The 21,361-nt window shown below is 29.7% G+C and carries 21 protein-coding genes; 8 read left to right on the top strand and 13 right to left on the bottom strand.

From position 1 onward, the window contains the following. Window positions 1-101: 101 nt before the first annotated feature. A complete protein-coding gene (locus tag ACH2BC_RS02330; RefSeq protein ID WP_395052377.1) occupies window positions 102-884 on the top strand; it encodes a hypothetical protein in 783 nt (260 codons plus the stop codon). On the opposite strand, the gene ACH2BC_RS02325 is transcribed toward ACH2BC_RS02330, so the two are convergent. The 6 genes from ACH2BC_RS02325 to ACH2BC_RS02300 are packed head-to-tail and all read right to left on the bottom strand — an operon-like array spanning window position 864 to window position 4,649. After that, the gene (locus tag ACH2BC_RS02325) at window positions 864-1,319 is read right to left on the bottom strand and encodes a cell division protein (RefSeq protein ID WP_395052376.1); all 456 of its coding nucleotides are present in this window, start codon (window positions 1,317-1,319) and stop codon (window positions 864-866) included. The genes ACH2BC_RS02330 and ACH2BC_RS02325 overlap by 21 nt on opposite strands. Continuing rightward, a complete protein-coding gene (locus tag ACH2BC_RS02320) occupies window positions 1,316-2,227 on the bottom strand; it encodes a TIGR01777 family oxidoreductase (RefSeq protein WP_395052375.1) in 912 nt (303 codons plus the stop codon). The genes ACH2BC_RS02325 and ACH2BC_RS02320 overlap by 4 nt, the downstream gene beginning before the upstream one ends. Beyond that, window positions 2,227-3,051 carry a hypothetical protein gene (locus ACH2BC_RS02315; RefSeq protein ID WP_395052374.1) on the bottom strand — a complete coding sequence of 275 codons (825 nt, stop codon included), beginning with the start codon at window positions 3,049-3,051 and terminating at the stop codon, window positions 2,227-2,229. The genes ACH2BC_RS02320 and ACH2BC_RS02315 overlap by 1 nt, the downstream gene beginning before the upstream one ends. Next, window positions 3,048-3,758 carry a YqjF family protein gene (locus ACH2BC_RS02310; protein WP_395052373.1) on the bottom strand — a complete coding sequence of 237 codons (711 nt, stop codon included), beginning with the start codon at window positions 3,756-3,758 and terminating at the stop codon, window positions 3,048-3,050. The genes ACH2BC_RS02315 and ACH2BC_RS02310 overlap by 4 nt, the downstream gene beginning before the upstream one ends. Next, the gene (locus ACH2BC_RS02305) at window positions 3,755-4,090 is read right to left on the bottom strand and encodes a hypothetical protein (RefSeq protein WP_395052372.1); all 336 of its coding nucleotides are present in this window, start codon (window positions 4,088-4,090) and stop codon (window positions 3,755-3,757) included. The genes ACH2BC_RS02310 and ACH2BC_RS02305 overlap by 4 nt, the downstream gene beginning before the upstream one ends. A gap of 55 nt (window positions 4,091-4,145) precedes the next feature. Further along, window positions 4,146-4,649, bottom strand: a complete 504-nt coding sequence (locus tag ACH2BC_RS02300) for a GbsR/MarR family transcriptional regulator (protein WP_395052371.1) — start codon at window positions 4,647-4,649, stop codon at window positions 4,146-4,148. A 265-nt stretch (window positions 4,650-4,914) separates the two neighbouring features. Here ACH2BC_RS02300 and ACH2BC_RS02295 point away from each other — a divergent pair, with 265 nt between their 5' ends. Further along, window positions 4,915-6,030, top strand: a complete 1,116-nt coding sequence (locus ACH2BC_RS02295) for an ATP-binding protein (RefSeq protein ID WP_395052370.1) — start codon at window positions 4,915-4,917, stop codon at window positions 6,028-6,030. A 28-nt stretch (window positions 6,031-6,058) separates the two neighbouring features. Here the strand turns inward: ACH2BC_RS02295 and ACH2BC_RS02290 are convergent, their stop codons facing one another. From ACH2BC_RS02290 to ACH2BC_RS02260, 7 genes are all read right to left on the bottom strand, one after another. Then, window positions 6,059-6,718 carry a vancomycin high temperature exclusion protein gene (locus ACH2BC_RS02290; RefSeq protein WP_395052369.1) on the bottom strand — a complete coding sequence of 220 codons (660 nt, stop codon included), beginning with the start codon at window positions 6,716-6,718 and terminating at the stop codon, window positions 6,059-6,061. Between the two features lie 17 nt (window positions 6,719-6,735). Further along, a complete protein-coding gene (locus tag ACH2BC_RS02285; protein WP_395052368.1) occupies window positions 6,736-8,766 on the bottom strand; it encodes a M3 family metallopeptidase in 2,031 nt (676 codons plus the stop codon). Between the two features lie 81 nt (window positions 8,767-8,847). Beyond that, window positions 8,848-9,330, bottom strand: a complete 483-nt coding sequence (gene purE, locus ACH2BC_RS02280) for a 5-(carboxyamino)imidazole ribonucleotide mutase (RefSeq protein ID WP_395052367.1) — start codon at window positions 9,328-9,330, stop codon at window positions 8,848-8,850. 10 nt (window positions 9,331-9,340) lie between these two features. After that, entirely contained in the window at window positions 9,341-9,679 is a 339-nt protein-coding gene (locus tag ACH2BC_RS02275) for a type II toxin-antitoxin system PemK/MazF family toxin (protein WP_395052366.1), read from the bottom strand. Then, window positions 9,666-9,905 (bottom strand): hypothetical protein, encoded by a 240-nt coding sequence (locus tag ACH2BC_RS02270; protein ID WP_395052365.1) that lies wholly within the window; start codon window positions 9,903-9,905, stop codon window positions 9,666-9,668. Before ACH2BC_RS02270 ends, ACH2BC_RS02275 begins: the two co-directional genes overlap by 14 nt. 51 nt (window positions 9,906-9,956) lie before the next feature. Next, entirely contained in the window at window positions 9,957-11,114 is a 1,158-nt protein-coding gene (locus tag ACH2BC_RS02265) for a 5-(carboxyamino)imidazole ribonucleotide synthase (protein ID WP_395052364.1), read from the bottom strand. Window positions 11,115-11,142: 28 nt separating this feature from the next. Further along, window positions 11,143-11,685 (bottom strand): hypothetical protein, encoded by a 543-nt coding sequence (locus ACH2BC_RS02260; protein ID WP_395052363.1) that lies wholly within the window; start codon window positions 11,683-11,685, stop codon window positions 11,143-11,145. 112 nt (window positions 11,686-11,797) lie between these two features. On the opposite strand from ACH2BC_RS02260, the gene hpt reads away from it, so the two are divergent. From hpt to ACH2BC_RS02230, 6 genes are all read left to right on the top strand, one after another. After that, complete coding sequence (hpt, locus tag ACH2BC_RS02255) at window positions 11,798-12,328, top strand: hypoxanthine phosphoribosyltransferase (RefSeq protein WP_395052362.1); 531 nt, start codon at window positions 11,798-11,800, stop codon at window positions 12,326-12,328. A gap of 87 nt (window positions 12,329-12,415) precedes the next feature. Next, on the top strand, window positions 12,416-12,988 hold the full coding sequence (locus ACH2BC_RS02250) for an adenylate kinase (protein ID WP_395052361.1): 573 nt from the start codon (window positions 12,416-12,418) through the stop codon (window positions 12,986-12,988). A gap of 75 nt (window positions 12,989-13,063) precedes the next feature. Then, window positions 13,064-14,338: a hemolysin family protein gene (locus tag ACH2BC_RS02245; RefSeq protein WP_395052360.1), complete on the top strand. Its 1,275-nt coding sequence runs from the start codon at window positions 13,064-13,066 to the stop codon at window positions 14,336-14,338. A 151-nt stretch (window positions 14,339-14,489) separates the two neighbouring features. After that, on the top strand, window positions 14,490-15,524 hold the full coding sequence (obgE, locus tag ACH2BC_RS02240) for a GTPase ObgE (protein ID WP_395052359.1): 1,035 nt from the start codon (window positions 14,490-14,492) through the stop codon (window positions 15,522-15,524). Between the two features lie 167 nt (window positions 15,525-15,691). After that, complete coding sequence (locus ACH2BC_RS02235; RefSeq protein WP_395052358.1) at window positions 15,692-17,842, top strand: S46 family peptidase; 2,151 nt, start codon at window positions 15,692-15,694, stop codon at window positions 17,840-17,842. Window positions 17,843-18,121: 279 nt separating this feature from the next. Continuing rightward, window positions 18,122-21,361: beta strand repeat-containing protein (locus ACH2BC_RS02230; RefSeq protein WP_395052356.1), on the top strand; the 3,240-nt coding region annotated here is incomplete at its 3' end.

Genomic DNA, 21,361 nt, shown 5'->3' with positions numbered 1-21,361 from the left:
CTTTTCTAAAATTAAATCAAGAATAATACCGATGTTTAATTTATTATTTTATTATTTAAAAATTCTAAAAATTAACAATCGGTAATGATTAGTTTTGTAAAATGAAAATTTTTAAGAAACTTCTTGATTTTTATATTAATTCTTCCATTCACGTTGCTATTGCAGTATTTTGTTTACTTCAAATCACTACTATTTCTAATAATTTACATCCAATAAATTGTTTTTCAACGACTGTTTTTTTTGGAACAATTATAGGTTATAATTTCTTAAAATATTTTGATGTTTTTAGAAAAAAACGCTTTGATAAAAAGAATTATTTTCAAATTTTTGTTGTAACATTTCTTGCATTAATTGGATTTTCAATTTCTTTTTTCAGTTTAAAATTTGACATTCAAAAATACATTTTTATCTCAGGATTATTTGTTTTAGTCTATCCGTTTTTACGAAAATATGGTTGGTTGAAATTGCTTTTAGTAAGTTTTGTGGTAACATTTATCACTGTTTTTATTCCTTATCAAATAGAGGATTTGTCAACAAGTAACTTCACTATTAATTTAATTCTTCGTTTTATAATTGTTGTAAGTTTATTAATTCCATTTGAGATTTTGGATAGCAAAATCGATTCAATTTCTATGAATACATTGCCTCAAAAATTCGGAACAGCAAAAACAAAATTACTCGGATATTGTTTTTTGTTTTTTTATTCTATATTACAATTTTATTTTTTTAAATTCAATTTTGAGATTGTAATTTCCATTTTCATTGTTTTCTTAATTGGGTTTTCAATTTATTTTTCAGATACAAAAAGGAACAAATTTTATACTTCATTATGGGTAGAAAGTATTCCAATTTTTTGGTGGATTTTACTTTTGATTTTCAGCTAATTCTTTTAAAATTCTGTTTCGTTCAATAATAAAATTTGTTAGATGTTTTTTAAGAATAATTCTATCGAACAATCTTCCAAAAATCCCGAAAGGTGTTTCATAATTTAAATTATCAATCATTACTGTTTTACCATCTTTTTCTACAAAAGTATGTTCGTGTTTGAATAATTTGAATCTTCCTTCTTCCATTTCATCTACAAAATAATCATAAAAATCCATTGCTGTCATTCGGCTTTTGTGTTTTAAATAAAATCCAAAATGTTTGCCACGCCAAGTGACTGTTTCATTAAAATTTATTAATCCAGAAGTTATACCAGCAATAGCTTTTTCGTTGGTTTTACTTGCCGAATTTTGATGCACATCTATATTTCTTGATAAGTCAAAAACTACTTTTTTTGGTGCGTTTATTTTTGTAATTAGGTTTATTGTTGTCATTTTTTTAATAAATTTTCAAATGCTTTTTCTAAAGTAGAATATTCAAATTGAAATCCATTTTCTTGTAATCTTTTCGGAATTACATTTCGACTTTTCAAAACCAATTCTGGTTCAGTTCTGATAAAAAAAGAACCAATTTCAAGCAAAAATTTACTTGTAGAAAGTCCGAAAACTATTCCAATCTTAGTTCGAAGTGTTTTCATAAAATCATAATTTGAAATTGGTTTTGGTGAAACAATATTTACAATTTCACTCATTTGTTTTTCTATAACAAATTCAATTGCTCTGGCAAAGTCTTTTTCGTGAATCCAACTTATAAACTGATTTCCTTTTCCTTGTTTTCCTCCAAATCCAAATTTTGCAAGCATTTTTATAGGGATAAATGCACCACCATTTTTACCTAAAACTATTGAAGTTCTTAAAGCTGTTTTCATTGTCTTTGGCGTTGTTGTTTCAAAGAAAGCTCTTTCCCAAGATTTTGCAATATTCATAGAAAAATCATCGCCAATTTCTCCATCAATTTCATCCATTTGCTTGTCTAATGAAAATCTATAAATGGTAGATGTTGATGAATTCAACCAATGCTTGGGTGGATTTTTAGAATTTAAAACTGCTTGGTTTAATATTTTTGTACTGTCAATTCTTGAGTTATAAATTTCTTTTTTATTGTTATTTGTATACCTACAATCAACAGATTTTCCTGCAAGATTTATTAAAACTGATGCGTTTTCTAGTTCGCTTTCCCAACCAGAAAATGTTTTCGCATCCCAATTTACATATTTTACATTGTCGATGATTTTAGATTTTCCACGAGTTAGAATTACAATTTCTTGACATTTATCTCTGAAATGCGCTACTAAAACTTTTCCTAAAAATCCTGTTCCTGCTGCAATTATTAGTTTTTTCATTAGTTTAATTTTAAGATTATTAGTAAAGCAATAATTCTGTAAATTACCCAAGTTATTGTTAAGTAAAAAGGTAATTCTAATAATTTAATCCTTCTTGAATGTTCTATTAACATTAGTAAAACTGTTATTCCAAACCATCCTAAAATAAATAATTCTGGAATATTAAAAAATACATTTAAAATCAATATCGGAATCAATAGTAATGAACCCATTAATGAAACAGTCATTAAGTTACCAATATAATTAGTTATCACTTTCTTGTCCAATTTCAAGATAAATAAACTTTGAAAAACCATTTGTCCTAAGGCAAGAATTAACTCTCTAAAAATAGTTGATTTTGGCAAAATACCTATTAAAGTTGAAAATTTAGACAATACCAAAGTTGTAATTGTGCTCGCAAATAAAATATACAAAAACCTATATTTATAACTAAAATCTGGAACACATTGCAACTTAATTTCCTTATTAATTTTACTCGGAATAATTACTTTTCTGTTGTATGAAATGAAAGAATATAATTTTTTTAGAAATAATTTTATGGGTTTTATATTCCCAATTTTTTCCATCCAAGGAAATGAAAATCCTATTACTTTTAGTAAGCTTTCAATGCCATAAATTACAGTTTTATTTTCGTTATCTACCAATGCAATTTCGTTTGAAGCGCGTTTTACATCAATAAAATTATGTTCTTCATCAGATAATTGACAATAAGGTTTTTTACCATTTTCGTCTAGCATTCCAGCATTTATAAATCCAGAAGTGTAAATTCGACAAAGCGGACAATCTTCATCGTATAATAAAGTTTGGTTTTCTAAAATTCTCATTTTATAGTTTTTTTACCTTCAATTGTAATTTTTGAACCTAATGCTAAAAATGTAGATGTTGGTTTTAAATCTTGTAAAAATGCAAAATCATTTCCATAAATACTTTCAAAATCTACATCAATAGTATAATTTAAAACTTCTAATTGTTGCCATCTTGGATGTGTAACTTCGTATTCAATGGTTTTATTTTCGTTGAATTTTGTGTAGCCAAAATAATGTTCGGTAATAAATTCAGCTTCAGAATTTAATTCAATTGGAAGAGCGATTTTGTTAGTCGTCATTGCAATCGAATTCCATTTATTGTCTTTTTCCCACTCGTATTGAAATGTTTTTGAAACTTCATTTTCCGTTCTTGAATGACGCATTTTTAAGGTTTGATAATGTTCTTTATACAAAATGTTTGCAACTAAAGTTACAGCTGGTTTCGGAACAATTTCTTTTATAAAAACGGTGCCTCGTTTCCAAATTCCATTTTCAAATCGTTTTACATAAAAGCGTAAATTAACTTCTTCAAAATTAATATGAAACGGAATTTTAAACCCTAAAACTTTTACGTTTTCAAACATAAAACCAATTAAACTGATGTAGCATTTGCCGTTCCATAAATCGAGTTCAGTTCCTTTTGGAACGTATTTTTCTAGAATTTTCGGATTAATTTCGTAGTTTATTAATGCTAAATCGTTCCATTCTGCGGTTAGGAAACTCATAATGTTTTTCTTTTATAAATTATAAATGATAGATATATCGCTAAAATTAATGGAATTGGATATAGAATATAAGTTAATAATTCGGTGTAAATTATATTGACGTTATAATACCAAATAAAAAAAAATAGAACTACGGTTATTATATAAGTTTGTAAATATTTATTTTCAGGATTGTGATATAATAATAATAATCCTAATATTACTTGTATAAGTCCTGTTAGAATTGTTGATACCAATGCAGTTCCTATATATTTTTCATTTACCAAACTCAAAATTGCAAGTATAATTGGTAATCCTATTGCAAATGTATTTAGATATTTTATAATTTTCATAATATTATTCTATACTTTCAGAAAAAATTGAAAGTTTTAATTAAATTTTTTAATTTTATTTCATTATTTTTAAAACCAATTTTCCTAACCAATTGTCTTTAAATTCTGTTGCTTTCTCTAACATATTATCCGCCTTTAAAACAAAATCATACAATTTTGTAGTTTGGTCAATAAAATGATTGGCTTCATCAGAATTATTTCCATCAATTGTCGAAACTTCTTTTAAAACTTTCAATGCAGGCTTGATTTCACGTTTGCTTCGTTCTCTTGCAATTTTTACAGCTAATTCGTCTAAATCTTTTTCGGCTGTAAAAAATTCACGTCGTTCGCCTGCTTTATATTCTTTATAAACAATTCCCCAATCCATCAATGCTCGTAAATTCATTGAAGCATTTCCTCGAGAAATTTGCAGTTCGTCCATAATGTCTTCCATAGAAATGGCATCGTTAGAAACCATTAACAAAGCGTGAATTTGTGCCATAGTCTTGTTAATTCCCCATTGACTTCCCAATGCACCCCAAGTTTGAACGAATTTATTTTTTGCTTCTTTGAATTCCATAGAACAAATATAGTAAATGTTTTTGAATTTTCAATAATAAATGAAAGTTTGTTTTATATTTATAATATTGTTGAAAAAAAACAGCATATTGGTGAATATAATCACTAAATAATATATAAAATTGGTGAACGTAATCACCAAATATATATAATATCGGTGAATACAATCACTAAAAAACATATAATATTGGTGAATATAATCACTAAATAATATATTATATTGGTGAATAGAAAATAAAGTTATATCTTTGTAAAAAATTATAGTCATGATAATTAGAGATTTAACAGCAAATTTAAAGACAAAACTACACAAAGGCAAAGTCATTGTGCTTATTGGTCCGCGACAAGTTGGAAAAACAACTTTGATAAATGCTATTTTAAACAAAAGTGATTATTTGTTTTTAGATGGCGATGATAATACTGTTGCAGAAAAATTATCAAAAGCCAATACTGAGGATTTAAAAAGCATCATTGGAAATTATAAATATGTTTTTATTGATGAAGTGCAGCGCATTACAAATATTGGTTTGAAGTTGAAAATTATGGTTGATCAAATTAAAGATGTTCAAGTTTTAGTTTCTGGTTCGTCAGCTTTTGAAATTAATAATGAAACGCAAGAGCCATTAACAGGAAGAAAATTTGAGTTTCAAATGTATCCAATTTCTTGGAACGAATTTGAAAAAAATGTGGGTTTTATGAAAGCCCAACAGCAACTTGAATTGCGATTGCTTTACGGAATGTATCCTGATGTGATTAATAATTTTGGTAACGAATACGAAATTCTTAAAAACTTAGTTTCGAGTTATTTGTATAAAGATATTTTGGCTTTGGCAGGCATTAGAAAATCGAATGTTTTAGAAAAAATTCTACAAGCTTTGGCATTGCAAGTTGGAAGCGAAGTAAGTTACAACGAGATTGCGCAATTGGTTGGTGTTGATAAAAATACAGTAAATAATTACATCGATTTATTAGAAAAAAGCTTCGTAGTTTTTAGATTAAATAGTTTTTCTAAAAATATTCGCAATGAGATAAAAGCCAATAAAAAGATATATTTCTATGACAATGGCGTTCGGAATATGGTTATTGGAAATTTCAATACTTTGAATTTACGCCAAGATAAAGGTGCATTGTGGGAAAACTTTTTAGTTTCAGAACGGATGAAAATGTTGTCGTATTCTCAAAGTATAGCAAAACCCTATTTTTGGCGCACTACAACGCAACAAGAAATTGATTATATAGAAACCAATGCTGATGCAGTAAGTGCGTTTGAATTTAAATGGACTAATGCTAAAAAGGTAAAATTACCAAAATCTTTTCAAGATGCTTATAATCCTAGTTTTTTGGTTTTGGATAGAGATAATTTTAGGGGATTTTTGAAATAGAAAAACCGAAGTGAATTAGCTTCGGTTTTTATCTTTTATCGTCCTTTGTATAATTTGAAACACTATTTATATTGACTTCATTTCCTAAAAAATGTGGTTCTCTACATCTTAAAACATCAAAGACAGATTTTAAAATCGAAAAATATTCTCTAAAACAAACGTATTTATAATTATTGTATTTTCCAACATTGGCTGAAAACCCAACAGATTTAATACCAAGTTTATTGCCAATATAAATTGCTCTGTTAAGATGGTATTCTTGTGTGATTAGAATGGCACTTTGAATTTTAAAAATATATTTTGCTCTGTACATTGTTGAATAAGTATCAAATCCAGCATAATCAATATAAATTTTTGTTGTATCAATTCCTTTCGAATAACAATATTTTTTCATAACCGTTAATTCATCGTGTTCATCATTGCCATTGTCACCAGAAAGTAAAATTTTATTTATTTTTTTGGATTTGAATAAAAAAATTCCTGCATCAAGTCTGTCTTTTAAATATTTACTTGGTTTGTCGCCATTAATTCCAGCACCAAAAATAATCCCAATATTATTTTTTGGAAGGTCATTTTGTGAAGAATAGATTAAAGAATTGGTTACTGATTTTACATAGAAATTTACAGAAAAAAGAATAATTAATCCGATGATTGAAAGATAAAATAATTTTTTAAATTGTTTTTTCAAATTGATATTTTCTAATATTAAATTAATAACCCAGCACGTTTCAACAACGCATCAGCTTTCGGTTCTTGACCACGAAAGCGTTTGTACAATTCCATTGGTAATTCAGTTCCGCCTTTTGAAAGTACATTTTCTTTGAATTTTGTTGCTGTTTCTTTATCAAAAATTCCTTTTTCTTGGAAGTAAGCAAATGCATCGGCATCTAAAACTTCTGCCCATTTGTAACTGTAATATCCAGAAGAATATCCGCCAGCAAAAATGTGTGAAAACGAAACCGACATACAATTTTCGGCAACATCTGGATATAAAGTGGTGCCTTCAAAAGCGGCTTTTTCAAATGCTTTTACATTTGTAATTTCTGTTGGATTATTACTGTGGAAAGCCATATCCAATAAGCCAAAACTCAACTGGCGTAATGTTGCCATTCCTTCTTGAAAACTGGCACTTTCTTTTATTTTTTCGACATATTGTTGCGGAATAATTTCGCCTGTTTCGTAATGCTTGGCAAACAATGCTAACGCTTCTGGTTCGTAACACCAGTTTTCCATAACTTGACTTGGCAACTCTACAAAATCCCAAAAAACAGATGTTCCAGACAAACTTGGGTACACTGTATTGGCTAACATTCCGTGTAATCCGTGACCAAATTCGTGAAACAATGTTGTTACTTCATTGAAAGTCAATAATGACGGTTTGGTTTCTGTTGGTTTTGTAAAATTGCAAACGTTGGAAATATGTGGTCGTTCGTTTTTTCCGTCCTTAATGTATTGCGATTTGAAACTGGTCATCCAAGCGCCATTTCGTTTACCTTTTCTTGGAAAAAAATCGGCGTAGAAAATGGCAACTAATTCGTCAAATTCATCTTTAACTTCATAGGTTGTAACTTCTTCGTAGTATATATCAATATCGAAAACTTCGGTAAATGTTAATCCGAATAATTTATTAGCAATAGTAAAAGCACCATTCAAGACGTTTTCTAATTGAAAATAAGGTTTTAACTTTTCATCATCTAGATTGAATAATTTCTGTTTTAGTTTTTCAGAATAATAAGCTCCATCCCATTTTTCAAGTTGGTCAATTCCGTCCAAATGTTTTGCAAATGCTGATAATTCTGCAAATTCACGTTCGGCTGCTGGCTTTGCTTTTTCTAATAAATCATTTAGAAACGATTTTACTTTGTCAGGATTTTGCGCCATTCGTTCTTCGAGAACAAAGTGCGAATGGGTTTTGTATCCTAATAAATTAGCTCTTTCAAAACGCAATTTTGCAATCTTTAAAGTTATTTCTTGATTGTCAAATTCGTTGTTCTGGAATGCCTTTTTTCCTGCTGCAATGGAAATTTCTCTTCTCAGTTCACGATTTTCTGCATACGTTACAAATGGCAAATAGCTTGGCATATCTAAGTTAAAAATATAACCTTCTAAATCTTTAGTTCTTGCTAATGCTTTTGAAGCTTCTATTGTGCCTTCTGGTAAACCTTTTAAATCATTTTCATTTGTAATATGTAATTGATAATTATTCGTTTCTGCTAAAACATTTTCGCTGTAAGTGAGTTTTAGTTTGGCAAGTTCAGTATCAATTTCACGAAGTTTTGATTTTTTTTCTTCCGATAATAATGCTCCGTTTCTAGAAAAACTTTTGAATTTTTTATCCAATAAAGTTGCCTGTTCTATTGTAAGATTTAAATCGTCTTTTTGTTCGTAAACCGATTTTATTAGTTTAAATAAATCTTCATTTAAAGTAATATCGTTACTGAATTCGGTTAATAATGGTGTAACTTCTTGCGCAATTTTTTGCATTTCGTCAGAAGTTTCTGCCGAGTTTAAATTGAAGAAAATAGACGACAACCTGTCTAATGCATTTCCTGAAAACTCTAATGCTTCGATAGTGTTTGAAAAAGTTGGCGTTTCTGAATTATTGATTATGGTATCAATCTCTGCTTTTGCAGCTATTATATTTTCTATAAAAGCTGGTTTGTAATCTTCCATTTTGATTTGTGAAAATGGTGCTGTATCGTATTTTGTGTTGAATTTTTGTGTTAGTGTTTTCATTATGGCTTTAAGATTTTTATTCTAAACCATTAAGATATTAAGGTTCATTAAGTTCTTATATGCTTAATGGTTTGAAAATTTTTATTTTTTTAAATTTTCTGATGATTTATTAACTATTTCTTTTAAACTTTCCTTGTAGGAAATAATTTTTTCTAAAACTGATTTGTTAGAAGAACCGATAATTTGAGCAGCGAGAATTCCTGCATTTTTTGCTCCGTTTAAAGCTACTGTCGCAACAGGAACGCCACTTGGCATTTGAAGAATTGACAAAACCGAATCCCAACCATCGATAGAATTACTAGATTTTATTGGAACGCCAATGACTGGAAGTGGCGACATCGAAGCTACCATACCAGGCAAATGAGCTGCACCACCAGCGCCAGCAATAATTACGGAAATACCACGATTGTGTGCGTTTTTACTAAAATCGAATAGTTTTTCGGGCGTTCTGTGCGCGGAAACGATATCGACTTCGGTTTCTATTTCGAATTCTTTTAGAATGTCTATTGCTTCTTGCATTATGGGCATATCGGAAATGGATCCCATTATTATGGCTACTTTCATTAATTTTTGTTTAAAAATCTAAAACATTTATTATATTTTCTTTGATTTTATTTTTTATTTCGGTGGTTGCAAATCCTATTTTTTTTACAAATCTAGAATTATCAATAGCTCTTATTTGATCAATCATAATATCAGAATTTGTTTCTAAACCACAATTTCCTTTGTTAATTCTAACCCTTAAAACAGTAGATTCAGAATTTAATTTTGTTGTGATTGGACATACTATTGTGGAAGGATGTTTAATTTCATTTAAAAAATTAGTTTGTATAATAATTACTGGTCGCATTTTTCCAGTTTCTGTTCCGATTTGTGGATTTAAGTCTGCAAGCCAAATTTCAAATTGATTCATACAATTCGTCTATTTGTTCAAATTCTTTTAAAACTTCCATTGAACTTTCTGAAACTAATTTAGATTCAAAATGCATTTTCTTTTGCAATAAAATTCTTTTTTGAGCGATATTGTAATATTCTATAGCTTCATTAATATACCTATTTCTAGGTTTTTTAATTGAATTTAGAATATTTTCTGTTTCTCCAAAGATTGAATCATCTATTTTTAACGATATTGTTTTCATATTACAAATGTATATTTTTTTTGTATATACTAATTATAAAATATAATTATTTTAACTAATCACTCTAATGCTATTCTTAACTTCTTCAGCAATTTTTCTAGCAATTTCCATATTTTCATTTACTACGGTAACGTGTCCCATTTTTCTAAACGGACGTGTTTCTTTTTTACCATAAATATGTGGCGTTACACCATCAATTGCCATTATTTTTTCGATGTTTTCATATATAACTGATCCAGAAAAACCTTTTTCACCGACCAAATTTACCATAATTCCTGCAACTTTGCTATCACAATTTCCTAATGGAAGATTTAAAATGGCGCGTAAATGATTTTCAAATTGTGAAGTGTAACTGGCTTCGATAGTGTGATGTCCAGAGTTGTGAGGTCTTGGTGCTACTTCGTTTACTAAAATTTCATCATCTTGAGTTTGAAACATTTCAACAGCTAATAATCCAACGTGATTGAATTTTTCGGAAACTTTTAAAGCAACTTCTATTGCTTTTTGCCCCACTTTTTCATCGATTCTCGCAGGACAAATTACATACTCTACTTGGTTGGCTTCTGGGTGAAATTCCATTTCTACAACAGGATATGTTTTTACTTCGCCTGAAATATTTCGAACTACAATTACTGAAAGTTCATTTTTAAAAGCAATCATTTCTTCGGCAATACATTCTACATTAGGTAAGTTTTCTAAATCAGAAGGTGTTCTTACTATTTTTACACCATTTCCGTCATAACCAAATTCGGTACACTTCCATACGAATGGCATAACGATTTTAGATTTTTGATCAACGATAGCTGATTTTAGATTTTGTAAACTGGAATATTTTTCGAATTTAGATGTTGGAATATTGTTTTGAAAATAAAACTCTTTCTGAATTCCTTTATTCTGTATAATTCGCAAGGTTTTTGGCGATGGATAAACTTTTAATCCTTCGTTTTCTAATTTTTCTAAAGCTTCAAGATTAACCAATTCTATTTCAAAAGTTAACACATCAACAAGTTTTCCAAAATTATAAACAGTTTCAAAATCGGTTAAACTTCCTTGAATAAATTTATTGCAAGCTATTTTACAAGGTGCTTCATCACTTGGATCAAGTACATAGGTTTGAATGTCAAATTTTCTAGTTTCTGCCAACAACATTTTGCCCAATTGTCCGCCACCGAGAATTCCTAATTTAAAATCGGAAGAAAAATAGTTCATTGTTGTTGTGTTTAGGCAAAGATAGTATTTAAGAATTTATTATTTTTAAAAATTTCTTTACTATACATCTATAGCCAGGAGAAGGAAATTCAATTTCTTTTTCTAGAATAGTTTTTAATTCGGGATAAATCCAACTGGTTTTCTTTCCTGTTTCGATTAAAATATTTACTGCATGATGTTTTACGGCAACTCTGTAGTCTAAAATTAACCAATCAAAACTTGATTCGGTTATTTTTTCTAGTTGATTTTCAGACAAATATTTCTTTTTTAAATTGTCTTTAACTAGTAGCATCAAAAATCTTGACATAGAACGAATCGCACTATCATTTTTTAAATTGGATAAATTTTCGCAAATAAAATTTAAATAATTAAACGATAAATCCAATTGAATTTCAAATACTTTTTCTAGAATACAACACGCTCTAATGTGTAATTTATTAGAAATTTCAAAGCAAAAAGGAACTAAATCAGTAAGTAAATGAGGATTTTGAACGATAAAATTTCCGTTATCAATTCGGTTTTGAGTATGTGCCGAACTGTTTTCTATTCGTTTATAAAGTTCTAAATCCATTTTGCAAATATAAAAAATCCAATTTATTAATTATTTTTGCTTTCATAGTACTTCATACTCAATACATACTTGTATCTTTGCAAATTATTTTTCTAACCCAAAACATAATAAAATGATCCATTTACACGATAAAACTTTCGAAGCATTTATATCATCCGAAGAAATTGATTTTGCAATTAAAAATATGGCAAAGCAAATGGATGACGATTTTTTTAATGAAATTCCAGTTTTTGTTGGTGTTTTAAATGGTGCATTTATGGTAATGGCCGATTTAATGAAACAATATAGAGGAATGTGTGAAGTAAGTTTTGTAAAAATGGCATCTTATGAAGGTACTCAATCAACCAATGAAGTAAAACAGTTAATTGGTTTAAATCAAGATTTAGAAGGCAGAACTGTAATTATTGTTGAAGATATTGTAGATACAGGAAATACTATAGAAGAATTAAAAGCAATTTTAAAAGATAAAAAGGTAAAGCATTTAAAGATAGCCACATTATTTTTAAAACCAGATGCATTTAAAAAAGATATAAAATTAGATTACGTTGGCATTAGAATTCCAAATAAATTCATTGTAGGATATGGTTTAGATTACGATGGACTTGGAAGAAATTTAGCCGATGTTTATCAATTAGCAGAGTAAATAGTTATGAGTTTTGGGTTATGATTTAATAGTTTACTCAAAACCCACAACTCAAAACGCATAACAAATAAATATAATTTTTTCAAAATGATTAACATCGTTCTTTTCGGAAAACCTGGCGCAGGTAAAGGTACACAAGCTGAATTTTTAAAAGAAAAATACAATTTAACACATCTTTCTACAGGTGATATTTTTAGATTTAATATTAAAAACGAAACCGATTTAGGTAAACTTGCCAGAACTTTTATGGACAAAGGCGATTTAGTTCCAGATGAAGTTACCATAAAAATGCTAGAAAGCGAAGTAGACAAAAATCAAGATTCAGCCGGATTTTTATTTGATGGATTTCCAAGAACTTTGGCGCAAGCTGAAGCATTAGATGAATTTTTAAAATCTAAAAATCATAATATTACTGCAACTATAGCTTTAGAAGCTGATGACAATATTTTAGTTGCTCGTTTGTTAGAAAGAGGAAAAACATCTGGAAGACCAGACGATCAAGACGAAGAAAAAATTAGAAATCGTTATGATGAATACAACCAAAAAACGGCACCGTTAATGCATTATTACGATAATCAAGGTAAGTTTCACTCGGTTAATGGTATTGGTTCGGTTCATGAAGTAACACAAAGATTGAGTAAAGTAATAAATAATTTATAATAGTTTGTAGTTTTTAGTTTGTTGTTAATAGTTCGTTTTCAACAATAAACAATAAGCAATAAACCATAAACAAAAATGGAGATAGTAATAATATTTTTTCTAATAGTTTTAAATGGCGTTTTTTCAATGTCAGAAATTGCATTAATTTCTGCAAGAAAAAGTAGATTAGAAACTGCTGCAAAAAAAGGTCAAAAAAATGCCAAAGTCGCATTAGATTTGGTCAATTCGCCTAATAAATTATTATCAACTGTTCAAATAGGAATTACATTAATAAGCATTTTAACAGGTATTTATTCTGGAGATAAAATCACAACCAACGTACAATTATTTGTTGAAAGTTTTGAAGTACTAAAACCTTATGCACATTCTATTTCAGTCGGAATTGTAGTAGTTGTTTTAACATTTTTCTCATTAGTTCTTGGCGAATTATTACCAAAAAGAATAGGATTGAATTATCCAGAAACCATTGCCAAATCAATGGCAATTCCAATGAAAATCATCTCGCAAGTTACAGCACCATTTATTTGGTTGCTTACAATTTCGACCGATTTTTTATTGAAAATATTTAATATAAAACCAACAGCCGACGGTAAAGTAACTGAAGACGAAATTAAAGCCATTATAAAAGAAGGAACCGAAGACGGAGAAATTCAAGAAATTGAACATGATATAGTAGAACGCGTTTTTCACATTGGCGATAGAAAAGTAAATTCATTAATGACGCACAGAAGTTCAATGGTTTATTTGTCTGTAAACGATTCGATTGCCGATTTAAAAGCCAAAGTTTTAGAAGAATTGCATTCAGTTTATCCAGTTTGCGAAGAAAATTTAGATGAAGTAATTGGCGTAGTTTTATTAAAAGATTTATTTGCCAATTTCGAAAAAGGAAACTTCAATTTAAAAGCAATTACCAAAGATCCAGTTTATTTTATCGAGCATACATCAGCATACAAAGCATTAGAAAACTTTAAAAAATCTAAAGTACATTACGCATTTGTAACCGACGAATATGGTGTTTTTCAAGGTATTATAACCTTAAATGACATTTTAGAAGCACTTGTTGGCGACGCATCAGATTTTGACGACGACGAGTTCAAACTAATAGCAAACGACGATGGAACTTGGCTAGTTGACGGACAATATTCGCTTCACGATTTCCTAACCTACTTCGATATGGACGAACTTACAACCGATTACGAAGTCACAACCGTAAGCGGATTTATCATTACCGAACTAGGCACAATTCCTAAACAAGGCGAAAAATTAATTTGGAACAAACTAGAATTTGAAGCCCAAAAAATGGATGGAGTAGTAATTGAAAAAATTTTAATAAAAACATATAAAGATTAAAAAAGTAATCAGTGTTCAGTTTTTAGTATTCAGTTATTCTGTTTACTTGACAGTGTTCATTGAAAAAATAAAATGTAATTAGTTATAGTGTTAAATTTAGAGAATCTAAATCACTGATTACTAAAAACTGATTACTGAATACTTAGAAAAAATGACAGAAGGAAATTTTGTAGACTATGTAAAAATATACATAACCTCTGGTAAAGGCGGAAAAGGTTCAACGCACTTACACAGAGAAAAATTTATAGAAAAAGGTGGTCCAGATGGTGGTGATGGTGGTCGTGGAGGACACGTTTACATAAAAGGAAACAAAAGTCTTTGGACACTTTTTCATTTAAAATTTGTAAAACACATGCGTGGTGGTCATGGTGGCGATGGCGGAAGTTCACGCAGTACAGGTCACGATGGCGAAGATAAAATGGTAGAAGTACCATTAGGAACCGTTGTAAAAGATATAGAAACAGGAGAAATTCTTTTTGAAATTACAGAACACGGCGAACAAAAAATTATAGCGCAAGGAGGAAAAGGTGGTTTAGGAAACTGGCATTTTAGAAGTTCTACCAATCAAACACCAAGATACTCTCAACCCGGAATGCCATCTACAGAAATTGATGTTATTTTAGAATTAAAAGTACTTGCCGATGTAGGTTTAGTAGGTTTTCCAAATGCAGGAAAATCTACATTATTATCTGTTTTAACATCTGCAAAACCAAAAATTGCCGACTACGCTTTTACAACCTTAAAACCCAATTTAGGAATAGTAGCTTACCGCGAATTTCAATCGTTTGTAATTGCAGATATACCAGGAATTATTGAAGGCGCAGCAGAAGGAAAAGGATTAGGACATTATTTTCTTCGTCACATTGAACGAAATTCTACCTTATTATTTCTAGTTCCAGCAGATGCAAAAGACATTAAAAAAGAATATGAAATTCTACTAGATGAATTACGACGTTACAATCCAGAAATGCTAGACAAAGATAGATTACTAGTAATTTCTAAATGTGATATGTTAGATGACGAATTAAAAACCGAATTAAATTCGCAATTAAAAAAAGAAATAAAAGGCGTTCCATTTCTATTTATATCATCTGTTGCTCAACAAGGATTAACCGAGTTAAAAGACAAACTTTGGCAAATGCTAAATGTAGAAGATGATAAAAAAGAAAACAGTCATAATATTTAAAAATTTATAATAAAGTCTCGAAATTTTCGGGACTTTTTTATATTTAAAATTGTTAAACTCTAAAAATTAAGTTAAAATAAACTACAACGTTTTAGTTTTATATAATATAATTTTAAAAAATTTAATAAATGAATTATATTCGCACCACTAAAATTAACTTAACATTTATGAAAAAATTTATCTTATCATTAATCGTTGCCGTTATGCTTGTTCCAACAAGTGTAAAAGCTGACGAAGGAATGTGGTTTTTAATGTTCATTGAACGATTAAACCATCGCGATATGCAAAAAATGGGATTGCAATTGACTGCGGAAGAAATTTACAGCATCAACAATCACAGTTTAAAAGATGCAATTGTACAATTTAATGGTGGTTGTACTGCCGAAATTATATCTAAAGATGGTTTGGTCTTAACCAATCATCACTGTGGATATGATGCAATTGCAGAACTTTCATCAGCCGATAAAAATTATTTGAAAGATGGTTATTGGGCTGCAGATAGAAAAGCTGAAATGAAACCATCAAGTTTGTATGTACGATTCTTTGTGCGTATGGACGATTGTAGTAAAAGAATTTTAGCAGTTGTAAATCCATCAATGTCTGAAGCAGATAGAGAAAAAGCAATAAATCAAGAAATTGCTAAAATTGAAAAAGAAAATAACGAAGGTGGAAAATACACCGTTTCTGTGCGTCCATTTTTTCAAGGAAATGAATATTATTATTTTGTTTACCAAGATTATAAAGATGTACGTTTAGTTGGAACACCACCTGAAAGTTTAGGAAAATATGGTGGCGATACTGACAATTGGGAATGGCCAAGACAAACTGCCGATTTTTCAATGTTTAGAGTTTATGCAGACAAAAGCGGAAATCCAGCAGATTATTCTGTAGATAATGTTCCATTGCAACCAAAACATTATTTACCAGTAAATATAAATGGTGTAAAAGAAAACGATTTTGCAATGATTCTTGGTTATCCAGGAAGAACCAACCGTTGGATGCCAGCTGGTGGAATAGAGCAAAATGTAAAATTCGCATATCCTGCTTGGGTTGAAGGTGCAAAAACTGGTATGGATAACATGAAAAAGTACATGGACATGAGCGCTGATCTTCGTTTGGTTTATGCTTCTAAATTTGCTTCAACAGCCAATTATTGGAAAAACCGTCAAGGAATGATTGATGCACTTTCTAAATTTGGAACAGCAAAATCTAAGGCTGGTCAAGAAGCAAAATTCAATGCTTGGGCAAACAAACCAGCAAATAAAGCTAAATATGGTAATGTAATTTCTAACATTAATAAATTTTACGGTTTAACTAACGAAAAATCGCGTCACGATAATTACTTACAACAATTATTTAGAACAGCTTCATTTGGAACAATAGGAAGAACATTAGGAAAACAATTAGATACTTACGTAAAAGCTGATGCTGCAAAACGTAAAGAATTGGCACCTAAAATTGTTGAAATGGCAGAAGGAATGTTTGCAGACATGCATGTTCCAGCAGAAAAAGATTTATTGGCTGCGCAATTAAAATTGTATGCAACTAAATCTTTAGGTTACAATATTGCGCCAATGGTTAAGAAAATTGGTGATGAAAACAATAACGATTTTACAAAATATGCAAGCGCTGCAATAGATTTAAGCGTATTAACATCAATAGACAAAGTAAAAGCATTTTTAGAATTACCAAGTCAAGCAATGTTAGATAACGATCCATTGTATGCGATTTCTAATGATATGCTTACACATTTTGCAGTTAGATCTGAAGAAATTGTAAAAGCTCAAAACGACTATGGTTCTTCATTTCGTTTACTAGTAGAAGGATTAAGAGAATCTAAAATAGGAACAATAAAATATCCAGATGCCAATTCTACTTTACGTTTAACCTATGGAAAAGTTAAATCTTTGCCAGCAGACAAGCGTAATGATGCAACTATAAACAACTATACTACACTAGCAAGTCAAGTTAAAAAATACAAAAAAGGTGATGAAGAATTTGACTTACCAGTTAAAGTTCTAGAAATGGAAAAAGCTAAAAACTATGGTCGTTATGCTGATAAAGATGGTTCGCTTCACGTAAATTTCTTAACAGATAATGACATTACAGGAGGAAATTCAGGTTCGCCAGTTCTTAACGGAAAAGGTGAATTAATAGGATTAGCATTCGACGGAAATATAGAAGCGATGGCTGGAGATGTAATTTTTGATAAAAAACTGCAAAGAACAATCAACGTAGATATTCGTTATGTACTTTGGATAATTGAGAATTTCGCTGGTGCAAAACACATAGTTGACGAAATGACTTTGGTTAAATAAAAAAATACAATCAATAAATAAAACAAGACTCCGAATTAAGAAATTAATTCGGAGTTTTTTATTTTAAGCTACTTTATACTTATAAAATTAGTTGATAAATAAATATAAATATCTTACAAAAAAATTAAAAACTCGATAAAAAAACATATTTTATCGATGAAAGTATCTAGTTTATAATATTAACATAAACCTAACATAAAAGATGCATTTTCAGATATTTACTTTATAACTTTGTTGCTCAAAATAAATAAAAATATAATTCAAATTCAAAAATCATTTATGAAATTAATTTTACAAAAAAATTATTTTAAGTTACTAATTGCATTTGTTGTAATGTTAACTTTTTCTGATGTAAAAGCACAAGTTTATTTTGACTTGTCTACAGGAAACTATTCTGAATCTTTTACATCTTGGACAACGCCAACTACTGGAACAAATTGGTCATCAGTAGCAATTTTACCAACTGGCACAATTCCTGTTGCAACAAGAACTACAGTTGCCTCTACAGTTTTTACAGCAACTACTGCTGGTGGTGTTCAAAACGGAGCAACCAATATTCAGTTTTTATCAACTGGAGCAACAGCAAACACTAATGCTGTAGCTTTAGATTTAAATTTAAATTTTACAGGCAGAAATGCAGGAAATTTTAGTCTTGATGTAGCTACAGTTTTTAATGGAACTGGAAATAGAGTAGCAAGTTTAAAAGTATATTATTCTATAGATGGAACTACTTGGACTGAATTAACAGGAACAAATTTACCTTATGTTGCAACTAATACTGTTGTAGGAAGTGGATCAGTTTCTTTAGCGTTACCTGCGGCTTTAAACAATCAGCCAACTGTAAAATTAAGATTTTACAATTATAATGGTACAGCAAATGGTACAACAGGAAGTAGACCAAAAATAAGTATTGACAATGTTGCCATAACATCTACTGCTGGTGCCGCAACTCCAACAGTAACTACTTTAAGTGCCTCTTCAATTACAACAACTAGTGCCAATTTAAATGGAACTATAAATGCTAATACTACAACTACGATAGCATCTTTTGATTATGGTACAACTGTAGCTTATGGAAATTCAATTTCAGCTTCTCCTAGTTCTATAACTGGAACAACTCCTACGCCAATTACTACTAATTTATTTTCATTAAATGTAAATACTTTATATAATTTTAGAGCAGTTGGGGCAGAAGCAACTCTTTTTAATGGAGCTAATGCTACTTTTTATACATTAGCGAATGTTCCAAATGCTGTATTAGTTGATAATCCTCAATTAACTACATTAAATGTTACTGTAGATGCTGTTTCTCAAAATTCAAATCCTGCAATTACACAATATGCAATTCAAGAAATTGGAGGAAATTATGTTCAAGCTAATGGTTCTTTAGGCGCAACTGCTGTATGGCAAACTGCTTCTGTTTGGGGAACAAAAACAGTAACAGGATTAAATAACAATACATCCTATACTTTTAGAGTAAAAGCTAGAAATGGAAGTAATGTTGAGACTGCTTTTGGATTAAATGCTCAAGGAACAACGTTGCAAAATTTAAGTGCATCAGTAACTGTAAATGCTCTTTTAAATAGTTTTGGAAATTTATGTATTGGTACTTCTGCAGAGTCAAGTTTTACATTTGATGGTGCAAATTTAAACGGTACAAATTTAGTTATAAATCCAGTAGATGGTTTTACCTATTCTTTAAATCAGTTTAGTTATACTGCTACTTTAAATATTGCTTTTGTTGGTTCAACTATTACTGCTCAACAAGTATGGGTTCGTTTTTCACCAACGTCAGTTCAATCCTATAATGATTTCATTTTAATTTCTGGTGGCGGTTTATCTACTAATGTTTTGGTTGCTACTTCTGGTTCTGGCGTTAACACTCCAGTAGTTGTAAACTCTGGAAGTGCTTCTTTAATTACATCATCAACAGCTACATTATCAACAACATTAGTATTAGGTTGTTCTTCTGTAACTTCTTACGGATTTGAATACAGTACAACAAATAATTTTGCTAATGGTACTGGAACATCAGTTTCTAGTTCAAATATTGCTTCTAATTCTTTTTCTTCTAACATTGCTGGATTAAACCCAAGTACTACATATTATTTTAAAGGATTTGCTTTAGATGCAACTGGAACTATTCGTTCTGTTCAAGCAAGTTTTGTAACAAGCGCTATTCCTGCACCAGTTGCAAATACTGCTAATTCAATTACAAATACTCAGTTTGATGCAAATTGGTCAGTTGTTACACAAGCTACAGATTACAGATTGGATGTAAGTAAATTTCCAACTTTTACATCTACTTCACCTGCAACTGATTTATTTTTCTCAGAATATATAGAAGGTTCATCTAATAATAAATATGTAGAAATTTATAACGGAACTGGAGCAAGTGTTAATTTATCTAATTATGAATTAAGATTATTTACAAATGGCGCTACAGTTGCTACAAATGCACAAGTTTTAAGCGGAACTTTAGCAAATGGCGCTACAATTGTTTATAAAAATTCTTTGTCAACTATATATGGTGGCGCTACAACAAATGGTACTGCGGTAAATTATAATGGAGATGATGCTTTAGGTTTATGGAAAGTTTCAACTTCTTCTTTTGTAGATATTTTTGGAAGAATTGGAGAAGATCCAGGAACAGCTTGGACTTCACCTGGTTTTTCTACTCTAGACAAAACCTTAGTTAGAAATCCTAATATTACTTCTGGAGTTACTGTTAATCCTACAACTGGATTTCCTACACTTGCAACTCAATGGACACAATTTAATATAGATACAATTTCAAATTTAGGTTCACATACATTTAATAGTATAGCACCATCTTTTGTATTAGGATATGAAAATTTATTAGTTTCAGGAACATCTCAATTAGTAACTGGTTTAACAGAAAACACTAATTATTATTATAGAGTTAGAGCTCAAAATGCTTCAAGTACTTCATTAAATTCAAATGTAATTAATGTTTTAACAGCAGTTACAAATCCAACATTTACTAGTGTTTCTCAAGCTTCTGGAATTGTTTGTGATGGAAGTTTAGCAACTTTTAATGTTATAGGATTAGTTCCAAATAGTACTTCTACTATAACTTATGATATAAATGGTGGAAGTACTTTAACTTTTACAAATTTAGTTTCAAATAATTCAGGTAATGCTTCGTTTACTTCGGTTTTAAATGCAAGTAATAATGGTCAAACACTTACTGTTTTAACAGTTGAAAGAACAGATTTAATTGCATCAAGTATTTTAAATTTATCATCTAGCAATACAGTTTCTTTAAGTGTTTCACCTAATGTAACTTATTATGTTGATGCAGACAATGATGGATTTGGAGATGCATCAATTTCAGTTTCAAATTGTATTCAACCAATAGGATATGTTTTAAACAACACAGATTGTAACGACAACAACGCATCAATCTACCAAAGCGCAACCTTATTTATAGACGTTGATGCAGATAATTATAACAATGGAACACAAATAGTATGCTACGGTGCAACAGTTCCAACA

This window comes from Flavobacterium sp., from assembly GCF_043760115.1.
Classification (GTDB): domain Bacteria; phylum Bacteroidota; class Bacteroidia; order Flavobacteriales; family Flavobacteriaceae; genus Flavobacterium.
The sequence above is the reverse complement of the archived record's forward strand: the minus strand, read 5'-3'. Positions and strand labels throughout refer to the sequence as shown.

What these genes read in the sequence shown, in the direction of transcription:
- ACH2BC_RS02330 (WP_395052377.1), top strand. Translation starts at nt 102, where the DNA reads ATGAAAATTTTTAAGAAACTTCTTGATTTTTATATTAATTCTTCCATT.
- ACH2BC_RS02325 (WP_395052376.1), bottom strand. Translation starts at nt 1,319, where the DNA reads ATGACAACAATAAACCTAATTACAAAAATAAACGCACCAAAAAAAGTA.
- ACH2BC_RS02320 (WP_395052375.1), bottom strand. Translation starts at nt 2,227, where the DNA reads ATGAAAAAACTAATAATTGCAGCAGGAACAGGATTTTTAGGAAAAGTT.
- ACH2BC_RS02315 (WP_395052374.1), bottom strand. Translation starts at nt 3,051, where the DNA reads ATGAGAATTTTAGAAAACCAAACTTTATTATACGATGAAGATTGTCCG.
- ACH2BC_RS02310 (WP_395052373.1), bottom strand. Translation starts at nt 3,758, where the DNA reads ATGAGTTTCCTAACCGCAGAATGGAACGATTTAGCATTAATAAACTAC.
- ACH2BC_RS02305 (WP_395052372.1), bottom strand. Translation starts at nt 4,090, where the DNA reads ATGAAAATTATAAAATATCTAAATACATTTGCAATAGGATTACCAATT.
- ACH2BC_RS02300 (WP_395052371.1), bottom strand. Translation starts at nt 4,649, where the DNA reads ATGGAATTCAAAGAAGCAAAAAATAAATTCGTTCAAACTTGGGGTGCA.
- ACH2BC_RS02295 (WP_395052370.1), top strand. Translation starts at nt 4,915, where the DNA reads ATGATAATTAGAGATTTAACAGCAAATTTAAAGACAAAACTACACAAA.
- ACH2BC_RS02285 (WP_395052368.1), bottom strand. Translation starts at nt 8,766, where the DNA reads ATGAAAACACTAACACAAAAATTCAACACAAAATACGATACAGCACCA.
- purE (WP_395052367.1), bottom strand. Translation starts at nt 9,330, where the DNA reads ATGAAAGTAGCCATAATAATGGGATCCATTTCCGATATGCCCATAATG.
- ACH2BC_RS02275 (WP_395052366.1), bottom strand. Translation starts at nt 9,679, where the DNA reads ATGAATCAATTTGAAATTTGGCTTGCAGACTTAAATCCACAAATCGGA.
- ACH2BC_RS02270 (WP_395052365.1), bottom strand. Translation starts at nt 9,905, where the DNA reads ATGAAAACAATATCGTTAAAAATAGATGATTCAATCTTTGGAGAAACA.
- ACH2BC_RS02265 (WP_395052364.1), bottom strand. Translation starts at nt 11,114, where the DNA reads ATGAACTATTTTTCTTCCGATTTTAAATTAGGAATTCTCGGTGGCGGA.
- ACH2BC_RS02260 (WP_395052363.1), bottom strand. Translation starts at nt 11,685, where the DNA reads ATGGATTTAGAACTTTATAAACGAATAGAAAACAGTTCGGCACATACT.
- hpt (WP_395052362.1), top strand. Translation starts at nt 11,798, where the DNA reads ATGATCCATTTACACGATAAAACTTTCGAAGCATTTATATCATCCGAA.
- ACH2BC_RS02250 (WP_395052361.1), top strand. Translation starts at nt 12,416, where the DNA reads ATGATTAACATCGTTCTTTTCGGAAAACCTGGCGCAGGTAAAGGTACA.
- ACH2BC_RS02245 (WP_395052360.1), top strand. Translation starts at nt 13,064, where the DNA reads ATGGAGATAGTAATAATATTTTTTCTAATAGTTTTAAATGGCGTTTTT.
- obgE (WP_395052359.1), top strand. Translation starts at nt 14,490, where the DNA reads ATGACAGAAGGAAATTTTGTAGACTATGTAAAAATATACATAACCTCT.
- ACH2BC_RS02235 (WP_395052358.1), top strand. Translation starts at nt 15,692, where the DNA reads ATGAAAAAATTTATCTTATCATTAATCGTTGCCGTTATGCTTGTTCCA.